The organism is Lactococcus sp. LG606 (assembly GCF_017309645.1).
Taxonomy (GTDB): domain Bacteria; phylum Bacillota; class Bacilli; order Lactobacillales; family Streptococcaceae; genus Lactococcus; species Lactococcus petauri.
In genome coordinates this window covers 612577-628760 of record NZ_CP071301.1, presented here as the reverse complement: position 1 = coordinate 628760, position 16184 = coordinate 612577, and the positions used below count along the sequence as shown (strand labels likewise).

The window sequence follows — 16184 nt, the reverse complement described above, 5'->3', positions numbered from 1 at the left end:
CTAAAAGCTATAAGTTGTCAAGAATTATCTGTAAATTTCGACAAAACACTATTTTTATATACAAAAAGCCCGAGATAACCCGGGCTTTTCTCTTTTTCTTCAATTATTCTTCGATGGGTAAGATATCAAAGTCAATTTTATTGTCGACAAGTTTAACAAGAACTTTAGTTTTTGGTGGAATTTTACCTGCAATAATTAATTTAGCAAGTGGATTTTCAATAACTTTTGTCAAGTAACGTTTTAATGGACGTGCACCATAAGCTGGTTCATAAGCATTTTCTGCAATCCATGCTTTGACTTCTTCACTAAGTTCTAGTTCAACAGACATTTCTTCAAGACGTTGTGTCAATTGACCGGTCATCTTCACAATAATATTTTTAATATTATTCAATGACAATGGTTTGAAGAGAATAGTATCATCAATACGGTTGAGGAATTCTGGTTTGAAATGCATCCGCAATTGTTTCATCACTTCTTCAGTTGTTTCTTCAGATATTTCGCCTTGATCATCAACATTGTCTAGCAAATATTGTGATCCGACATTTGATGTCATAATCAAAACAGTATTCTTGAAGTCGACCAAAACGCCTTTTGAATCCGTCAAACGACCATCATCCAAGACTTGCAACAAGATATTGAAGATATCTGGATGTGCTTTTTCAATTTCGTCCAACAAAATAATTGTATATGGGTTACGGCGCACAGCTTCAGTCAGTTGACCACCTTCATCATAACCAACATATCCTGGAGGAGCTCCGACAAGACGGGATACACTGTGTTTTTCCATATATTCACTCATGTCAATACGAACCATGTGTTCTTCGGAGTCAAATAAATTTTCGGCCAAGGCTTTAGCTAACTCTGTCTTACCAACACCTGTAGGTCCTAAGAAAAGGAAGGAACCTAAAGGACGATTAGGGTCTTGAATTCCTGCTCGAGCACGAATAATAGCATCAGACACAGCTTCAACTGCCTCATCTTGCCCTACTACACGTTGATGAAGAGTTTCTGGTAAATGAAGGAGTTTTTCACGTTCACCTTCCACCAGTTTTGTCACAGGAATACCTGTCATACGGCCCACAACTTCCGCAATTTGTTCTTCAGTGACAGATTCTTGAACAAGACTGAGATCATCTGATTTTGCTTTGCTTTCAAGCTCTTTCAGTGATTGTTCAATTTCTGGAATTTTACCGTAACGTAAGGCCGCTGCTTTTTCAAAGTCACCTTCATTTTGTGCTTCTTCTAATTCATGGCGTGCACGTTCCAGTTCATTCCGTTTATCAGAAATATTGCCCACTTCTTTCTTTTCAGCTTCCCATTGGGCTTTAAGTTGATTGTTTTCTTCACGAAGTTCTGCAATTTCTTCACGAATGATATTTAAACGTTTCTTCGAAGCATCATCACGTTCTTTTTTGAGCGCTGCTTCTTCAATTTCCAACTGCATCAAGCGGCGGTTTGCTTGGTCGAGTTCTGTTGGCAGAGAATTCATTTCAACACGAATTGTTGCGCTGGCTTCATCGACTAAGTCAATCGCTTTATCTGGCAAGAAACGGTCTGTAATATAACGATCAGAAAGTGTTGCTGCTGCAACCAATGCGTTATCGTGGATTGTTACACCGTGGTGAATTTCAAAACGTTCTTTCAAACCACGCAGAATGGAAATAGTATCTTCAACTGTTGGTTCAGTAACTAGAACTTTTTGGAAACGACGTTCCAAAGCTTTGTCTGTTTCCATATATTTACGGTACTCGTCCAAAGTTGTTGCACCAATTAAATGCAATTCACCACGTGCAAGCATCGGTTTCAAAAGATTACCAGCATCCATTGAACCTTCAGTCTTACCAGCACCGACGATCGTGTGTAACTCATCAATAAAGAGAATAATTTGTCCGTCAGACTTTTTAACTTCATTCAGTACTGCTTTCAGACGTTCTTCAAACTCACCACGATATTTAGCACCTGCAATAAGTGCCCCCATATCCAAAGAGAATACTGTTTTATCTTTTAGATTTTCAGGTACATCTTTACGGACAATACGTTGCGCAAGTCCTTCAACAATGGCTGTTTTACCTACACCAGGTTCACCAATTAGAACCGGGTTATTTTTTGTTTTACGTGATAAGACACGAATAATATCACGAATTTCTTCATCACGTCCGATTACAGGATCTTGTTTTCCTGATTTCACTTGAGCAACAAGGTCGACGCCGTATTTTTCAAGTGCTTTATATGTATCTTCAGCATTTTGGTTTGTCACTTTATCACCTCCTCGTAGGTTTTCAATTGCTAATTTCGTTTTTTCTTTATTCATTCCATGGCTAACCAGATATTCTGTTAAAGGATTTTTCTTTAACTCAAAAAGGGCCAAGAGTACAATTTCAGTTGAGAGATATTCATCACCCATATCTTTGGCAATCTTATCTGCTGCATTGAACAGATTAAAGAGATCTGCGCTAATATTTTGACCATAGGTAATATTGCTACCTTCAACAGAAGAAATCTTGTCTATTTCTTTTTCAATAATTTTTGTAAATTCTTCAATGTTAATTTCTGAATCTTTGTAAAAATTAAAGGCAAAACTGTTCGGTTGCACAAATATTCGCCATAAATGTGGAATTTCAATCGCTTGATGATGGCGAGTCTGCGCAATTTGTTGCGCTTCATAAAGCGATTTTTGCATACTTGTTGTCATTTTTTCGATGTCCATAATGCACCTCGATTCATTTCATAGTAATGTAGTATTTTTCTCATTTTTCTTACTACCTCTTAATTATACTCTTTTGGTCAGTAAAGGTCAAACTATTTGCTCATAAATTTACATATAAAAATAAGAGGGATTTTCTCAAGAAAATCCCTCTTATTTTTACTATTTTTGAAAAACGCTGATACGTTGTCCGACATAATTTCCTTCCAGTGCAATATTAATCATCGCTTTCGCATAGTCTGCATAACTAATCACACTTTCGCCTTTGTCATTAACCGTAAACTCTTCTCCCGCAACAACATAATCTCCAGTTTTTTCACCATCTGCTTGGAAATCTGCAGCAGGGCTTACATAAGTCCATTTCACATCCTGACGTTTTCTCAACGCAGTTAATGAATCAGACATAGCTGTTGCCAAAGGTTTGAAAGCGTCTGGGAAACCTTCTGATTGATAAAGTGCTAAATCATGTTCTGGATTAAGGTAAAGACTTCCGGCACCACCAACAATCAACAAGCGCTTGTCCGTACCTTCAACAAGATCAGCAAGATGTTGGATTGAAGTAGTATGTTGCTCCAAGCTATCTTCTGCCCATGTTCCAAAAGCATCAATAATAACATCAAAATCCTTGATGTCTTCTTTAGTTAAATCAAACAAATCTTTCTCGATAGAAGACGGAGCTACTGTTTTGTTTTCGCCCCGAACAATTGCTGTTACATCCAAGCCTCTGTCTACGGCTTCTTGTACAATAAGACGACCGGCTTTGCCATTTGCTGCTACTACTGCTAATTTCATATTAGACCTCCATGTCTTTTTCGTTGTAATATTTTTTGTTACAACTAATTCTACATAAGCTTTTATTAAATGTCAACGATTTGGTTTCTTAAGGATTTATCGCCACATAATGATCAATATCCGTAATTACTTCTTGTAAACTCATCGCCTTCATTTGGTCTTCCATCGCTTTTTGAATTAAATCAAGTTTATCATCCAGTACTTGATGGATATTTTTCCCGACAGAACAGTCAGGGCTGGGATGTTCGTGAAAATGGAATAAGCCATTTTTATTAATGACTTCAACCGCACTATAAATATCGAATAAACTAATGTCTTCAATTGGTTTAGCGATTGCAGCTCCACCGCTCCCGCGCACAACATGCACTAATTCGTTAGCTTTCAGTTGCTGTAATACTCTTCGAATAATCACGGGATTTACATTAATACTTGTAGCCAAAAAATCACTGGTAATCTTATGTTCTCCCTCAAAGGTATGGATACAGGCAAAAATATGAAGTGCAATCGTAAAGCGACTTGATATTTGCATTTTTTTCTCCTTCGACTCTCATTTTACCTTAAGTATAAATGTCCTTTTTCAGAATGTCAATTATAATAACTAGGCAAATATATTATGGGCACTTCTCTTCAAAATAAGTTATAATTAAATTATCAGAAAAGAAAGGGGTATAAATATGTTTTCTGAAAACTTTTCGAAAAAATTACGTAACAACGTCGGAATTAATGGTCTTATTTCCACACTTATTGGATTACTCATTTTGTTTTGGCCTGGACGTACAGCACAAGTTGGAACAGTTTTGATTGGGATTTCCTTCATTTTAATTGGGGTTTCTTATCTTGTTTCTATCTTTGCCTTGATGAATGAAAATCCGTGGTCACGCTTTGGACATCTTCTTTTAGGTACGGTTTACTTGGTTGCGGGGATTTTCTCTTTAATTAACTTGGCAGCTGCAACAGCTACCTTGTTTATCATCATTGGTATTTTAGTTGGATTCACATGGATTACTGAAGGCTTTGTTTCCTTTGGGTTTGTTCCATATTCTCCATCTAAACCTTGGACAATTCTTTCAGGACTTCTCAGTGTCGTTGCGGGCTTCATGCTCTTGCTCACACCCTTATGGGGTGCAATGGCACTTTGGACACTTCTCGGTGTTGTTGTTCTTATCTTAGGAATTTTCAAATTGATTCGTTACTTTACTTGGTAATCTTTGCGAGTGCCAAATAAAAAAGGGTTCTTCGTAAAGAACTCTTTTTTAATTTTTCATTTTTTTCGATTTACGGTTCATAAGCATTGACAATACACCGGTACCAAACAAGATAATCGCAGAGATATAGTAAGGGAAGAAATGATTGATATCAAACATTACTCCTGCAGCCAATGGACCTAAAATATTACCAAAACTTGTAAAGGTTGAATTCAATCCATTGATTGCTCCTTGTTGGTCTCCTGCGTGTTTTGACAAGTAAGTTGTTACTGCCGGTCTAAATAAGTCAAAGGCGAGGAAAACAACAAATGTAGAAATAGCAACAGTGATGCGATTACCTGTGAAAGCAATAATAGCAATAAAGAGCGCACTTGCAAAGAAGGTCAAATGAATCAAATGCATTTCACCAATCTTTCCAACAATCCAGTCGAACAGGAAGAGTTGGAAGAAAAGGGCGATAATACCACTTACTGTAATTACTAAAGCAATTTCACTTGTAGTAAAGCCAAAATTGATTGTCGCCATGATGCTATAAATTGATTCGAAGGCTTGCAGACCAAACGAAGAAATTAAAATAACGACAAAAAGCGATGTGAACATTGGATTTTTGAGGATATCCAAGAAAGATGCTTTTGGTGTGTCAGGATTAATATCCATTGTTTTTTCTGGCTCTTTTAACACAGTCATACTCAAAATAAATCCGATAAAGGCTAATAGTGCAGCCACAAAAAAAGGAACCCTTATACCAAAAGTCGCTAAAAATCCTCCGACACCAGGACCAATGATAAAACCTCCACTGATTGCTGCTGAAACTTTACCCATGGCTTTGGCACGTTCGCCTAATGTTGTCAAATCTGCTACATATGCTGTAACAGAAGGCATCAATAAAGCTGCTGCAATGCCTCCCAAAGCGCGAGACACGTAAAAAAGAGCTTTAACTTGTGCTAAACCAAATAAAAGTTCAGAAAAGGCGAAAATAATCATACCCAAAGCAATGAGCTTTTTTCGTCCAACCTTATCCGATAAATGCCCAGCGATCGGAGAAGCAATCAATTGGGCAATAGCAAAAATCGAAATCATCATTCCCATTGTTGTTCCTGAAAAATGCATTTGCTCTTTCAGTTGTGGCAAAACAGGAATAACGAGACCTACACCTAAGAACACAAGCAATAAGTTTGAAATTGCTAGGTTAATCATCCATTGTTTGTTTTTCATAACTATACCCCAATACCCGATAAAAAGACAGATTCAAAAATTTGAAACCGCCTTTTTATCCTATTCTATTTGTTAAGTCTATTCTATCATATTCTGCACAAAAATAAAAAAGTATAAATTTATTATCAATTTTTTCATATCAAATGTTCATAAATACCGTACAATAAATAAAATCCCTCATAGGTAGAGGAATTTTATTTATTAGGCAAAAATTTCCGGAAAGAGGAATTGCAAAACGTCCATAGTTACCCGACGACCTTTCCCTTTCAACGGATAGAGATGGAAAAGCATAGCAGGATTAAAGTTAGCTTCAATAATGCTGTACTTTTCACCCAAGCTATTATTGAGATCTTCGATCAGTATATCCACTCCAGTGATCTTGACTTGCAGAGCATCAGCAGCTTTTTCAGCAATGTTCTTATAGATTTCAGGCATCTCATCAGTGACATCGATAGAGTCTCCACCTGTCGATACATTAGAATTTTCTCGGAGGTTTACCTTTACATCTTTTTCAGGGATACTCTGTTCCGTATAACCTTGGACGTCCAGCATAAGTTTTTCGGTGGCAGTAATCTGGATTTTTTCTAAGGGAAAACGATGATCATGGCCACGTAGAGGATTCTCATTTTTCTGTGCGACCAGTTGGCTGATCGTGGATACTCCATCACCAATAACATGTGCGGCATCCCGGCGAAGGACTGCCCTTGTCTTGCCATCCAGCACAAAGAAACGGTATTCGGTACCAGAAACAAATCGTTCAACAAGAACTTCTTTATCTTCTCGGAACGCAATTTCTATAGCTTTATAAAACTGTTCTTGTGTCGCTGGTTTTTTAAAGATAGAAATTCCTATGCCATAATTCGTTGATTTAGGCTTGACAACAATTGCGGCCGATTCAAAAAGTGGAAAGGCAGCCTGTGCAGTTGCTAAATTGCTAAATTCTTGCCCTTGCGGGGTTTTTAAATGTGCCCGACCGAGCAGCTTTTTCGTGACCACTTTATTTTCCATAATGGCATAAGCGACCATGGAATCTTTCGAAGTCATATTCCCTTTTTCGATAATTTCTGTATGAGATTTATAACTTAAAGCAATCATCTGGTCTTGTGCATCTAAAATTTCAACTTTTAAGCCTTTTTGAATAGCATCAAAAAGCAAATTTTGCGTCGAAAGTTCGAGATGAGTAAAGCCTGCCAATTGAAAAGGACGTTTATAGGATTGCTGATGGTATTTGCGAGACAAGTCCAAAGCAAAAGCTTTGTCTTGACGATAAGCCAGCTCCATCTGTCCAGCAATTGTGGTTTCTGGTTTTTCCAGCATTTGAGCAAACTTATCAATAAGCGCCAAATCATCTTGGGCAAACTCTAAGTTCTGGGCAAACCAGCGCATCTGATCGAAAAAGAGCTTGCCTTCATTATAATAAGCTGTTTTTTCTAAAGGATTTTCTAAAGCTACAACATCATTTATTGTATAACCTAATCTTTGAGCAGCATCTGGCGTCTCTTCTTCCTCTTTATATATCAGATAAAGGCTAAAAAGGTGAATAAATCGAGCAGTATCTTCATCCAACCCGACACGCACAAAAGGATTCAAGTCAAAATTGCGAAACTCGACATACTGAACGCCCACGTCCAGCAACTCTTCCGCCCGCTTTCCACCACGTAAACGAACAGCAGAATAAAACTCCTTCATCTCAGAGAGTGCACCCTTTTTAACGTAAGTTTGCAAGTCATCATAATACTGTTCAAGACTCTGATAGCTTACGAAAATATCTGGCGTGTTCCGATAGCCAAATTTAGAATTTCTAATAGAACGTACAGGTTCCTGTAATCTTTCATTTCTATCAGTAAAAAATCCAGTATTGGCACGTGGCGAAGCCCCTAAACAATATGTAATAATCCACATATAGCGCAAATATTGTCGTGAGAGCTTCATATAAATTTCAGATTTGAAGGCTTTAAAATCAGTCGCTCGTTGATGCTTCCACATGGCTTCTAGCAAATCCTCACCGAACTCAAAGTTGTAGTGAATACCAGAAACCATTTGCTTTCTTTTGCCATATTTTTCTGCTAAACCTTCACGGTAAAGGACATCTTCTTTTTTTTCTAGATTGGCAAGACGGATATTTGATTCATTTTCCGGCAAAGCGGGGGGCATGGATTGGGCCCAGAGGAGCTCATCTTGTTCAAGAGAGCGAATCATCACGTCATGAAGAGCCTCCATAAATTGTAGAGCTTGCTTTGGCTCTTCAAAAACTGGAGTAATGGCTTCCATTTGTGTTTCTGAAAAGTCAGTTTGAAGATAAGGATGAAAGCTCCGAGAACCAAGTGCTGCCGGATGGTTTAAGTGGCTTAAGTTTCCCGATGAATCCACGCGGTGACCTTCTCTTTCTAAGCCAAACCGCGCTTGAAAAAGATAAGGTTTTACTTGTGAGCTTGAGAGTATTTTAGGATAAGCAATCGTCATTTTTATTTCCAGATTTCTATTTTTTCTCGAATTGAATTTTTTGAAACTTTTACTGCTATTATATCATGTTAGTACTTACCCTCCACCAAAATAAAAATGGAATATCTGCTTAACTTGCTTTTTCCTTTTCTAGATGGATGTTAGCTTCGATTGCAACATTACCTTGCACGGCTCTCGAAATCATGCAAGAAGTTTCGGCATATTGAGCAAGGCGATAAGTCTTGTCGTAATCTGCTTTTTCATCAATTTTCAAATAAAGGTCATGGACAATTTTTTCATAAGCAAAAACTCCTTTTTCAACACTAACTGTTGCTTCAGATTCAACCTTAAAATCAAGTACTGTAATCTCATTGCGTTCAAGTAAAGCTGCCAGTGTAATCGTATAACAAGTACTTGCAGCTCCCAAGAGCATTTCGTCTGGATTCGTCCCCACACCTGGACCATCCATCACAGATGGAATCGAAATTTTCTCTTGCAAAGCGCCTGTCTCTAGCTTTCCGATAGCATTACGTCCACCGGGCCAATTAATTTGCGATGTAAAGATATGTTTTGCCATTTTTATCTCCTCTATCCTATTCTTTTGTTCTTTTTGATCATACCAAAAATTTCCAAACATAAAAAGCTTCTGAATTTTTAAAATTTGCTAAAATAAAAATATACAGAAAGGAAGGGTTTGCAAAAACCCAATATATATAAATGAATAAAAAATTAGTTTTAGGTCTAGCCTTATTTTCTCTCACTTCTTTTGGGGTTTTGACCGCTTGCAGCAAAAAAGAAAGCGTTAAGCCTGAGCCAAAGGAAATTATCGTGGCCACAAATGCCAACTCAAAACCTAATACTTATATGGAGGATAATAAGTTAACAGGTTATGATGTGGAACTTGCACGCGCTGTTTTCAAAGAACTTCCTGAATACAAATTAAAATTCCAAGTCATTGATTTTAATTCCGTGCTTTCTGGAATTGATAATGGACGTTTTCAAATGGCTGCAAATGCTCTTTCTTGGACACCTGAACGTGCAAAAAAATACAATTACTCACTACCTCTATCTAAGTCAGCAACATCGGTAGCAGTTAAACCTGATTTACAAGTCAAATCTTTGAATGACTTAGCCGGTAAAACCACCGAAGTCTTATCTGGTGTTCAAGTCGCAACAATGCTGGAAAACTGGAACAAGGAAAATCCTGACAAAGCAATGAATTTAAAATATATGGACGCCAGCTATCCATTAGCTTCTTATGTTGCTGATGTTGACTCAGGAAAAAGTGACTTTGTGATTTACGATCAAATTTCCCTCACACAAATCATTCAACAACATGCTTATAATTTAAAAGTCGAACCAATTGATTTAGGCGAGACAGATAAACATACAGGATTTAGCTATTTCATTTTTGGTAAGGAAAAAGAAGACAAAGACCTACAACAGAAAGTCGATAAAGCCTTGGTAAAACTTCAAGAAAATGGAACGATGAAAAAACTTTCTGAAAAATACCTCGGTGGCGATTTTACTCCTAGAGAGGAAGATATGAAAGATGAGAAAGATTAAAGACGCTACATATTGGGCAGAAAAAATCCGTGCTGGTCAAATCAGTGCTACTGAATTACTCCAAAACACTCAAAAAAAACTGGAAAAAATCAATCCGCAATACAATGCCGTCGTTGCCTATGACTTGCATCAGGCTCAAGCTGATTTATCAAAAACAGAAAACGGCTATTTCGCAGGTCTTCCCTTTCCACTAAAGATGCTGGGGCAAGATCATGCAGGGCTTCCGTCAACTTCGAGTTCAAAACTTTTTGAAGACAGTATGGCCCATTCAGACGATAACTTTGTCAAAGCTGCTCTTAAAGCTGGCTTAACGCCTTTCGGACAGACAAACTCTCCTGAATTTGGTTTTAAAAATATTACAGACTCAGCTCTTTATGGCGACACACATAATGTTTGGAATACAGCTTATTACTCTGGTGGCTCTTCAGGTGGAGCTGCTTCCGCTGTAGCTTCTGGGATTTTCCCCATGGCTGGCGCATCTGATGGTGGTGGCTCCATACGTATTCCTGCTTCTTTTTCAGGTCTTATTGGTTTGAAAATGACACGAGGTCTTATGCCACAGGGCCCAGGAAACTACCGAGGTTGGCAAGGTGCAGCAACTACTGGAGCTTTAACTGTTTCTGTACGTGATACAGCAAGTTTTGTGGCCGAAATGCAACTTAAACAAGAAGCTGATCCTTATCAAACAGAGTTATTAGATAAGAAGGCACTGCATCATCTCACAGAACCAAACAAAGCTTTAAACATTGCTTATTCCTTTGAATCACCGGTATCGGGAATAATGCTTTCGGAGACCTCTAAGGCCGCCCTTCAAAAAGCCGTAGACTTTCTAAAAGCTCAAGGTCATCAACTAACTGAGGTTTCTTTTCCTTTCGATGCTCGCCCTTTGATTCAAACATATTATCAAATGAATGCTGCTGAAACATATGCTATGCTTAAACCTTGGGAAATTGCTAATGACCGCAAGATAATTAACAGTGATGTAGAGCCACTAACTTATGCCTTGTTAGAGGCTGGTCGTAATGCGGATGCTGCTTCTTATGTTCAAGCTTTAAATAAGTGGGATAGCGCATGTGCCACATTGGATGAAGAAATTTTTAAAAATTTTGACCTCTTCTTAACGCCGACAACAGCCAAAACAGCCCCCAAAGTGGACGAAGAACTCATCCATCCTAACATTACGGAAAAAATGAAACACATGGAGTTATACGACTTTTCTGAACAAATCTCAACCATAGAACAAGCGTTCGAAAACTCCTTGGCTTTCACGCCTTACAACTTTATCAGTAATCTCACAGGACAACCTGCCTTGTCACTTCCAATTTACTTGGAGGAAGAAACACATTTACCACAAGGTGTTCAACTTTGGGGCCAGAAAAACTCGGAAGTATTGATGCTAAGTCTCGCTTTACAATTTGAAAATAATGACCAGTTCATCTTACCTGAGTTTTATAACAATTGAGTAAAAATCAAAAAAGAACCAAAATATGGTTCTTTTTAGTTCCAAGTCATCAAAAACTCTTTTTCATTATTATCTTCATCTAAGCCTTCAGCCACTATTTTAAAGCCTTCCCTTTGGTAGAAACGAAGAGCACCTTCATTTTTCTGGTAAACTTTTAAAGAGAGCGTTTGACTTGAAGCTTTAATATGCTGTAAAAGTGATTTGCCAATACCTTTAGACTGCTTGCTATTACTCACAAAAATGCCTGCAATATATTGGTCAATCAAACCGACAAAAGCAATGATTTTTTGGTTTTCTTCGTAAACATATATTTCAGCATCTTTCATGGCTTCTTCAACAGCTGCAGCTTGTTTCAACCAGTATTCACGCTTGATGAACCGATGATTAGCAATATTAACTCTCAGCCAAAGCTCTACAACATTTTGCAGGTCTTCAGCCTTCATTTTTCTGATCATGCTTCTTCTCCTCTCACTTCATCTTAACACAATTTATGTTTCTTTCAACAAAATAAAAGTGACCAAACACTGTGTTGAGCCACTTTTTTTGACAATAGATTGTTTAATTTTTATTGACATAATTTTCAATCTGCTTATCTGGAATTACCCACGGAATCATACTCAAGATTGTTGCCACTAATGAAATCTGAGCTACAGGCAGTAAAACGGTCAGTAAAATTCCGACCATTAAAATGAGGATGGAGAAACCGCCTTTCCAAACCCAATGCATGTCCTTTAGTTTATAATTTCTCGATTTAAAAATTTCGTAGCTTAAGATATTAAAAATAATATCAATAAATAAGTTATTTACAGCATAAACAATCTCAGGCGTTTTTGAACCTGAAAATTCAGACAGCCAGTTTGTGGTAAAGGGAATGAAACTCATAAAAAATAAGAGCACGACATTCCACCACAGAATTCTTCCTGAAACACGTTCAGCCAGATGGAAAAGGTGATGATGGTTATTCCAATAGATGGCCAACAAGTAAAAACTTGCAAGATAGGTTAAGAAAATAAATCCCATATCAAATAAGTCTGTCCAATTTGGACCTTTAGGAATGCGCAGATTTAAAACCATAACAGTAATTAAGATGGCGACAATTCCATCTGTAAATGCAGATAAACGTCCACTTGTCATTTTGTTTCTCCATGTATTATTATCGCCAAGCAGGCGGGAATTTATTATTTGCTCAATTCAAAATAAAGCGCAGCAATATTTCCTTCAAATTCGCGGTTTTGACCATCAATTTCGAGTTCTAATACTTTAGCTGAATCTTCTAAAGCAGGAATTTCACGATTTTGGAGGAGAACAAATTCTTCTACGTTAGCGAATTCTTTACTTTCTTGACGGCCGTTAAGATGTTGTACTTTAATTTTCATGATTTTCTTCTTTCTTTTTTTTAAAATGAACACCTTGCTTTTGATAATAGCGCAAGAGTTCTTGACGTTTTGCTTCATAACGTGGCGGTAAAGCTAAATTACTTCCCAAATCTTGAATTGATTCATCCAGAGTAAAGCCTGGAGTTAGGGTCGCAAACTCAATCCTTACACCGCCTGGCTCTTTAAGATATACCGATCGAAAATAACCACGATCCGCATATAATTCTCTCTCATAACCTAAGCTTAGCGCTTTTCCCATATATTATCGAGCGCTTTACTGTTAGAAACTGCAAAAGCGATATGGTCAATAGACCCTCTCCCCCAGACTCGTTTGCCTTCTTTAGATGTTGCGGGAAGAAGCGTAATACCTCCCTCACTCCCAAGTATCTCTTGGAAAAAGATCCTTGTCTGCTCAAGATTTGAGCTGTAAAGACGACTGCCCCAGAGCCCTGTGATTTGGAAAGCTGCAGGTACATCTGACAGCACATTAATATGGGCATCTTGATTTTGCTCTTCTACTTCGATAAACTCAAGTAAAATCTTGTCAAAATCAAGAACCTGTAAAGTATTGTCTGTGTGTTGATATTCTAAGCCGAACTTCTTAAAACGTTTCGCCCAGTATTCGGTAGAATCCTTAGGAATTTTGAATTGGATACCGGACAAATAGTCACTCCCATCTTGCCGTTCTACATCAAAGCGTTGATCCGGAAAAAAAGTCACTACAGTTCCAGGAGTCCCCATAAAATCACCGTAATACACATGTCGCATATAGATATTACCTTGATTAATAGAGTTTTTCACCAAACGTAAGCCTAAAATATTAACATAAAAATCAAAATTCTGCTCAAAGTCAGCTGTAAGTAGAGATATATGATGTAGTTCCATCTGCCCGCCTCCTATGTTTACAATTGTAAACCTATCTTTTTGATATGTCAAGAATAAATGTTGAGAAGAACGTATAATAAAAATACTTGAGAATATTGCTCAAGTGTTTTTTTAAATCACAAAGAATATTGCGAAATATTCTTTTATAATTCAGCCAAAGCCAAGGAAAAGGCACCTTTGGTTGAGGATACTTCTTCTGTTATGATAGAGGCTGTTGGCACAAATTTCTTTACTTCTTGTATAAATGTTGTCTGCACTTGTGGTATTTTCAAAAGGACAGAGCCCTTTAAAGCAATGCCAATGGCTTGGGGCCGATCTAATTTGTTATAGTTATCAATTGTTATCTGTGCCAAAAACTGTCCTGCTTCTCTCAGAATATTTTGAGCTGCAATGCTGTCCTTATTTGCTTCGGCAACAATAATCGGTGTCAGTGCTGCAAGTTCTTTCTTAGGTGCGCCGTAGACAAATCGTTTTATTGCGAATGAATCAGGAAGGTTAAGATAATGGAGAATCGCATTTGAAAGTTGGGATAAAGGTTTCCCTTGGTCTTCGTCGTTTGCCATCTTTTCAATAGCCTGAAGAGCAATCCAATATCCAGAGCCACGATCGGCTCCGATCAGATGCCCCCAACCACCAGTCACTACTTGCTTTTCTCCTTTGTGACCAAAACTGACAGCACCTGTCCCTGCGATTGTCAAAATACCATCACCCTTAGGGAAATAGGCCGCATGTGCGATATGTGCATCAGTCTCTATCCGGATAGGAACCCCAAAGGAGGATAAAGCTTGCTGAAGCTCTGCGTTATATTTTCCTGAACCTATTCCAGCCACACCTAAAGAAAGGGCAACTAACTCCGCATCAGGTAATACATTCAAGCACCTTTTGATGGCTTGCTGAATATGATGACAAGCTGCTGTAAAATCAATCAATACATTTTCAAAGGAAGAATATGCCTGTGCTAAAGAATTTCCATCTCTATCGTAAGCTACAGCTTCTGTTTTTGTTCCACCAGCATCCACGCCAATAATAATCTTCATATCTTTCAATTATCCTTTAACTTGAAATTGAAAGTTTTCCCAAGCTTGTAAATAATCCAAAAGAAAGATTTCTTCTTCCCGGATTTGGGCAACTACATTTGTTTTACCTGAATTTTTCATGTCCTTAAGTGCTATGTTCAGCTCTCCTTTATATTGACCATATGCTTCGTTCTCAATGATAATGTCACCCCGTCTAATATCACGTGTATTTCCTTTAGGAAAGGCTTCAGACTTGTATTTTACCCGTGATTGCGTGGAGCGAATCATATATTCAGAAATATCACCACGGTAAAAATGCGGCTCTTCTTCTACAATCACACGCTCTAACTCTGTAATTACTTCGTCAAGCTCAATACCAAAAGTCATCATCTGACGGTTGAGAGCAGCAAGCTTTTGTATCTCCGCTTCTGAAGCATAAGCATTGCCAATAATAATATCGTCAATCAACCCTGTAGCTGATAAATGCTGTGCTTGAACTTCGATGGGCAAATCACGGTGCATCTCCAGAGTTGCCAAGCCTTCCATCACTGGCCAGGGACCATAAGTTGCATCGTGAGAATTAACAAAAGCTGCCGTCTGAATGTAGTTTTCCTTATACATTTTTGAGCATTTGACAAAGAAATCATAAGAAAGCCCTGAGAAACGCTTGGGATAAAAATTATGACAGCCGACTAAAAGGTCGCGATTGGGTACGTGACTTAAAATATTTTCCATATACTTTGTCGCATTGGACATATTGATCTCGATTTTGAGCCCATAGGGATTGTAAGTCATCAAAGCTTCTTCTTTACCTGTAAAACCTACATCTAGACGTATCCCATGCGCACCCATCTCCGAAAAAAATGATAAATCATCATATGAGATTCCCAACTCATCAAAAATACGTGGTGCAATATCAACCGTCACTTCAAAATTTTTGCTTCTGGCATAGCTTATCGTTTCCTTAAAATTCTGTAAAATTTCTTCCTTTTCGCCATTGACGGACAATAAACAGGTAAAGATACGGCTAAAGCCATATTTATGGGCAAGGTCAATATAAGCCTTGTCTTGTTCAAGTGTACTATGTTCTGGATAGATCGAGATTCCTAATCGTTTCATATGTTCTTCCTTTTAATATTAATTCAAACTGTTCACTTCGTGAATATCTTTGCTGTCATATTTATTTATATTTTTCTTATTATAGATGGTCATAGCGCGTTCAATCGCATGTCGTGTCATTTCAAAGAAAACCATTGCTGCGAATACTGCAAAAATGATAAGAGGGATTTTCAGTAGCACAAGGAAACTTGGGAGCAGTAAAATACCAATTGCCAGAGCAAGCATGCTCATAATTCCCCAAAACCAACGGCTGCGCAAATATTTATTTTTAAAGTTTTCTGCTTTGATAGAGAAATGGCGCGCGCGAAGGATAACAATTACTGTAGCGATAAAAAAGAGAATCGAATATAACATAAGTCTATACACTTTCTATATGTGAACTTTTATTTAAATAATGAGCAC

The 16184-nt window shown here is 37.8% G+C and carries 17 protein-coding genes; 3 read left to right on the top strand and 14 right to left on the bottom strand.

The window, feature by feature from the left end:
- Positions 1 to 103 precede the first annotated feature (103 nt).
- The 3 genes from clpB to J0J35_RS03130 form a co-directional block, all read right to left on the bottom strand.
- Positions 104 to 2707 (bottom strand): ATP-dependent chaperone ClpB, encoded by a 2604-nt coding sequence (clpB, locus tag J0J35_RS03140; RefSeq protein ID WP_206917684.1) that lies wholly within the window; start codon positions 2705 to 2707, stop codon positions 104 to 106.
- 159 nt (positions 2708 to 2866) lie between these two features.
- Entirely contained in the window at positions 2867 to 3496 is a 630-nt protein-coding gene (locus tag J0J35_RS03135; RefSeq protein WP_019292318.1) for an SDR family oxidoreductase, read from the bottom strand.
- Between the two features lie 88 nt (positions 3497 to 3584).
- The gene (locus J0J35_RS03130; RefSeq protein ID WP_019335830.1) at positions 3585 to 4025 is read right to left on the bottom strand and encodes an Rrf2 family transcriptional regulator; all 441 of its coding nucleotides are present in this window, start codon (positions 4023 to 4025) and stop codon (positions 3585 to 3587) included.
- A gap of 145 nt (positions 4026 to 4170) precedes the next feature.
- Here J0J35_RS03130 and J0J35_RS03125 point away from each other — a divergent pair, with 145 nt between their 5' ends.
- Positions 4171 to 4701, top strand: coding sequence for an HdeD family acid-resistance protein (locus J0J35_RS03125; protein WP_014024733.1), 531 nt, complete (start codon positions 4171 to 4173; stop codon positions 4699 to 4701).
- Positions 4702 to 4749: 48 nt separating this feature from the next.
- On the opposite strand, the gene J0J35_RS03120 is transcribed toward J0J35_RS03125, so the two are convergent.
- The 3 genes from J0J35_RS03120 to J0J35_RS03110 all read right to left on the bottom strand — a co-directional run bounded on the left by J0J35_RS03120 (position 4750) and on the right by J0J35_RS03110 (position 8935).
- On the bottom strand, positions 4750 to 5916 hold the full coding sequence (locus tag J0J35_RS03120) for an MFS transporter (protein WP_017369318.1): 1167 nt from the start codon (positions 5914 to 5916) through the stop codon (positions 4750 to 4752).
- A gap of 201 nt (positions 5917 to 6117) precedes the next feature.
- Positions 6118 to 8379: a bifunctional glutamate--cysteine ligase GshA/glutathione synthetase GshB gene (gene gshAB, locus J0J35_RS03115; RefSeq protein WP_206917680.1), complete on the bottom strand. Its 2262-nt coding sequence runs from the start codon at positions 8377 to 8379 to the stop codon at positions 6118 to 6120.
- 109 nt (positions 8380 to 8488) lie between these two features.
- A complete protein-coding gene (locus tag J0J35_RS03110) occupies positions 8489 to 8935 on the bottom strand; it encodes an SACOL1771 family peroxiredoxin (protein ID WP_019292321.1) in 447 nt (148 codons plus the stop codon).
- A gap of 140 nt (positions 8936 to 9075) precedes the next feature.
- Here J0J35_RS03110 and J0J35_RS03105 point away from each other — a divergent pair, with 140 nt between their 5' ends.
- On the top strand, positions 9076 to 9924 hold the full coding sequence (locus J0J35_RS03105; protein WP_206917676.1) for a transporter substrate-binding domain-containing protein: 849 nt from the start codon (positions 9076 to 9078) through the stop codon (positions 9922 to 9924).
- On the top strand, positions 9911 to 11386 hold the full coding sequence (locus tag J0J35_RS03100; RefSeq protein ID WP_206917675.1) for an amidase family protein: 1476 nt from the start codon (positions 9911 to 9913) through the stop codon (positions 11384 to 11386). Before J0J35_RS03105 ends, J0J35_RS03100 begins: the two co-directional genes overlap by 14 nt.
- Positions 11387 to 11421: 35 nt before the next feature.
- Here J0J35_RS03100 and J0J35_RS03095 read toward each other — a convergent pair whose 3' ends face one another.
- From J0J35_RS03095 to J0J35_RS03065, 8 genes are all read right to left on the bottom strand, one after another.
- On the bottom strand, positions 11422 to 11841 hold the full coding sequence (locus J0J35_RS03095; RefSeq protein ID WP_206917674.1) for an N-acetyltransferase: 420 nt from the start codon (positions 11839 to 11841) through the stop codon (positions 11422 to 11424).
- A gap of 103 nt (positions 11842 to 11944) precedes the next feature.
- A complete protein-coding gene (locus J0J35_RS03090; protein ID WP_019293474.1) occupies positions 11945 to 12520 on the bottom strand; it encodes a TMEM175 family protein in 576 nt (191 codons plus the stop codon).
- Between the two features lie 44 nt (positions 12521 to 12564).
- Positions 12565 to 12762 carry a hypothetical protein gene (locus J0J35_RS03085; RefSeq protein WP_019292325.1) on the bottom strand — a complete coding sequence of 66 codons (198 nt, stop codon included), beginning with the start codon at positions 12760 to 12762 and terminating at the stop codon, positions 12565 to 12567.
- Positions 12752 to 13021 carry a hypothetical protein gene (locus J0J35_RS11560; protein WP_242534062.1) on the bottom strand — a complete coding sequence of 90 codons (270 nt, stop codon included), beginning with the start codon at positions 13019 to 13021 and terminating at the stop codon, positions 12752 to 12754. Before J0J35_RS11560 ends, J0J35_RS03085 begins: the two co-directional genes overlap by 11 nt.
- Positions 13006 to 13647, bottom strand: a complete 642-nt coding sequence (locus J0J35_RS03080; protein WP_242534060.1) for a VOC family protein — start codon at positions 13645 to 13647, stop codon at positions 13006 to 13008. Before J0J35_RS03080 ends, J0J35_RS11560 begins: the two co-directional genes overlap by 16 nt.
- Before the next feature lie 143 nt (positions 13648 to 13790).
- Positions 13791 to 14684 carry a BadF/BadG/BcrA/BcrD ATPase family protein gene (locus tag J0J35_RS03075; RefSeq protein WP_242534059.1) on the bottom strand — a complete coding sequence of 298 codons (894 nt, stop codon included), beginning with the start codon at positions 14682 to 14684 and terminating at the stop codon, positions 13791 to 13793.
- A gap of 9 nt (positions 14685 to 14693) precedes the next feature.
- The gene (locus J0J35_RS03070; protein WP_206917672.1) at positions 14694 to 15782 is read right to left on the bottom strand and encodes a DUF871 domain-containing protein; all 1089 of its coding nucleotides are present in this window, start codon (positions 15780 to 15782) and stop codon (positions 14694 to 14696) included.
- 18 nt (positions 15783 to 15800) lie between these two features.
- On the bottom strand, positions 15801 to 16136 hold the full coding sequence (locus tag J0J35_RS03065) for a hypothetical protein (protein ID WP_019293469.1): 336 nt from the start codon (positions 16134 to 16136) through the stop codon (positions 15801 to 15803).
- Positions 16137 to 16184 lie beyond the last annotated feature (48 nt).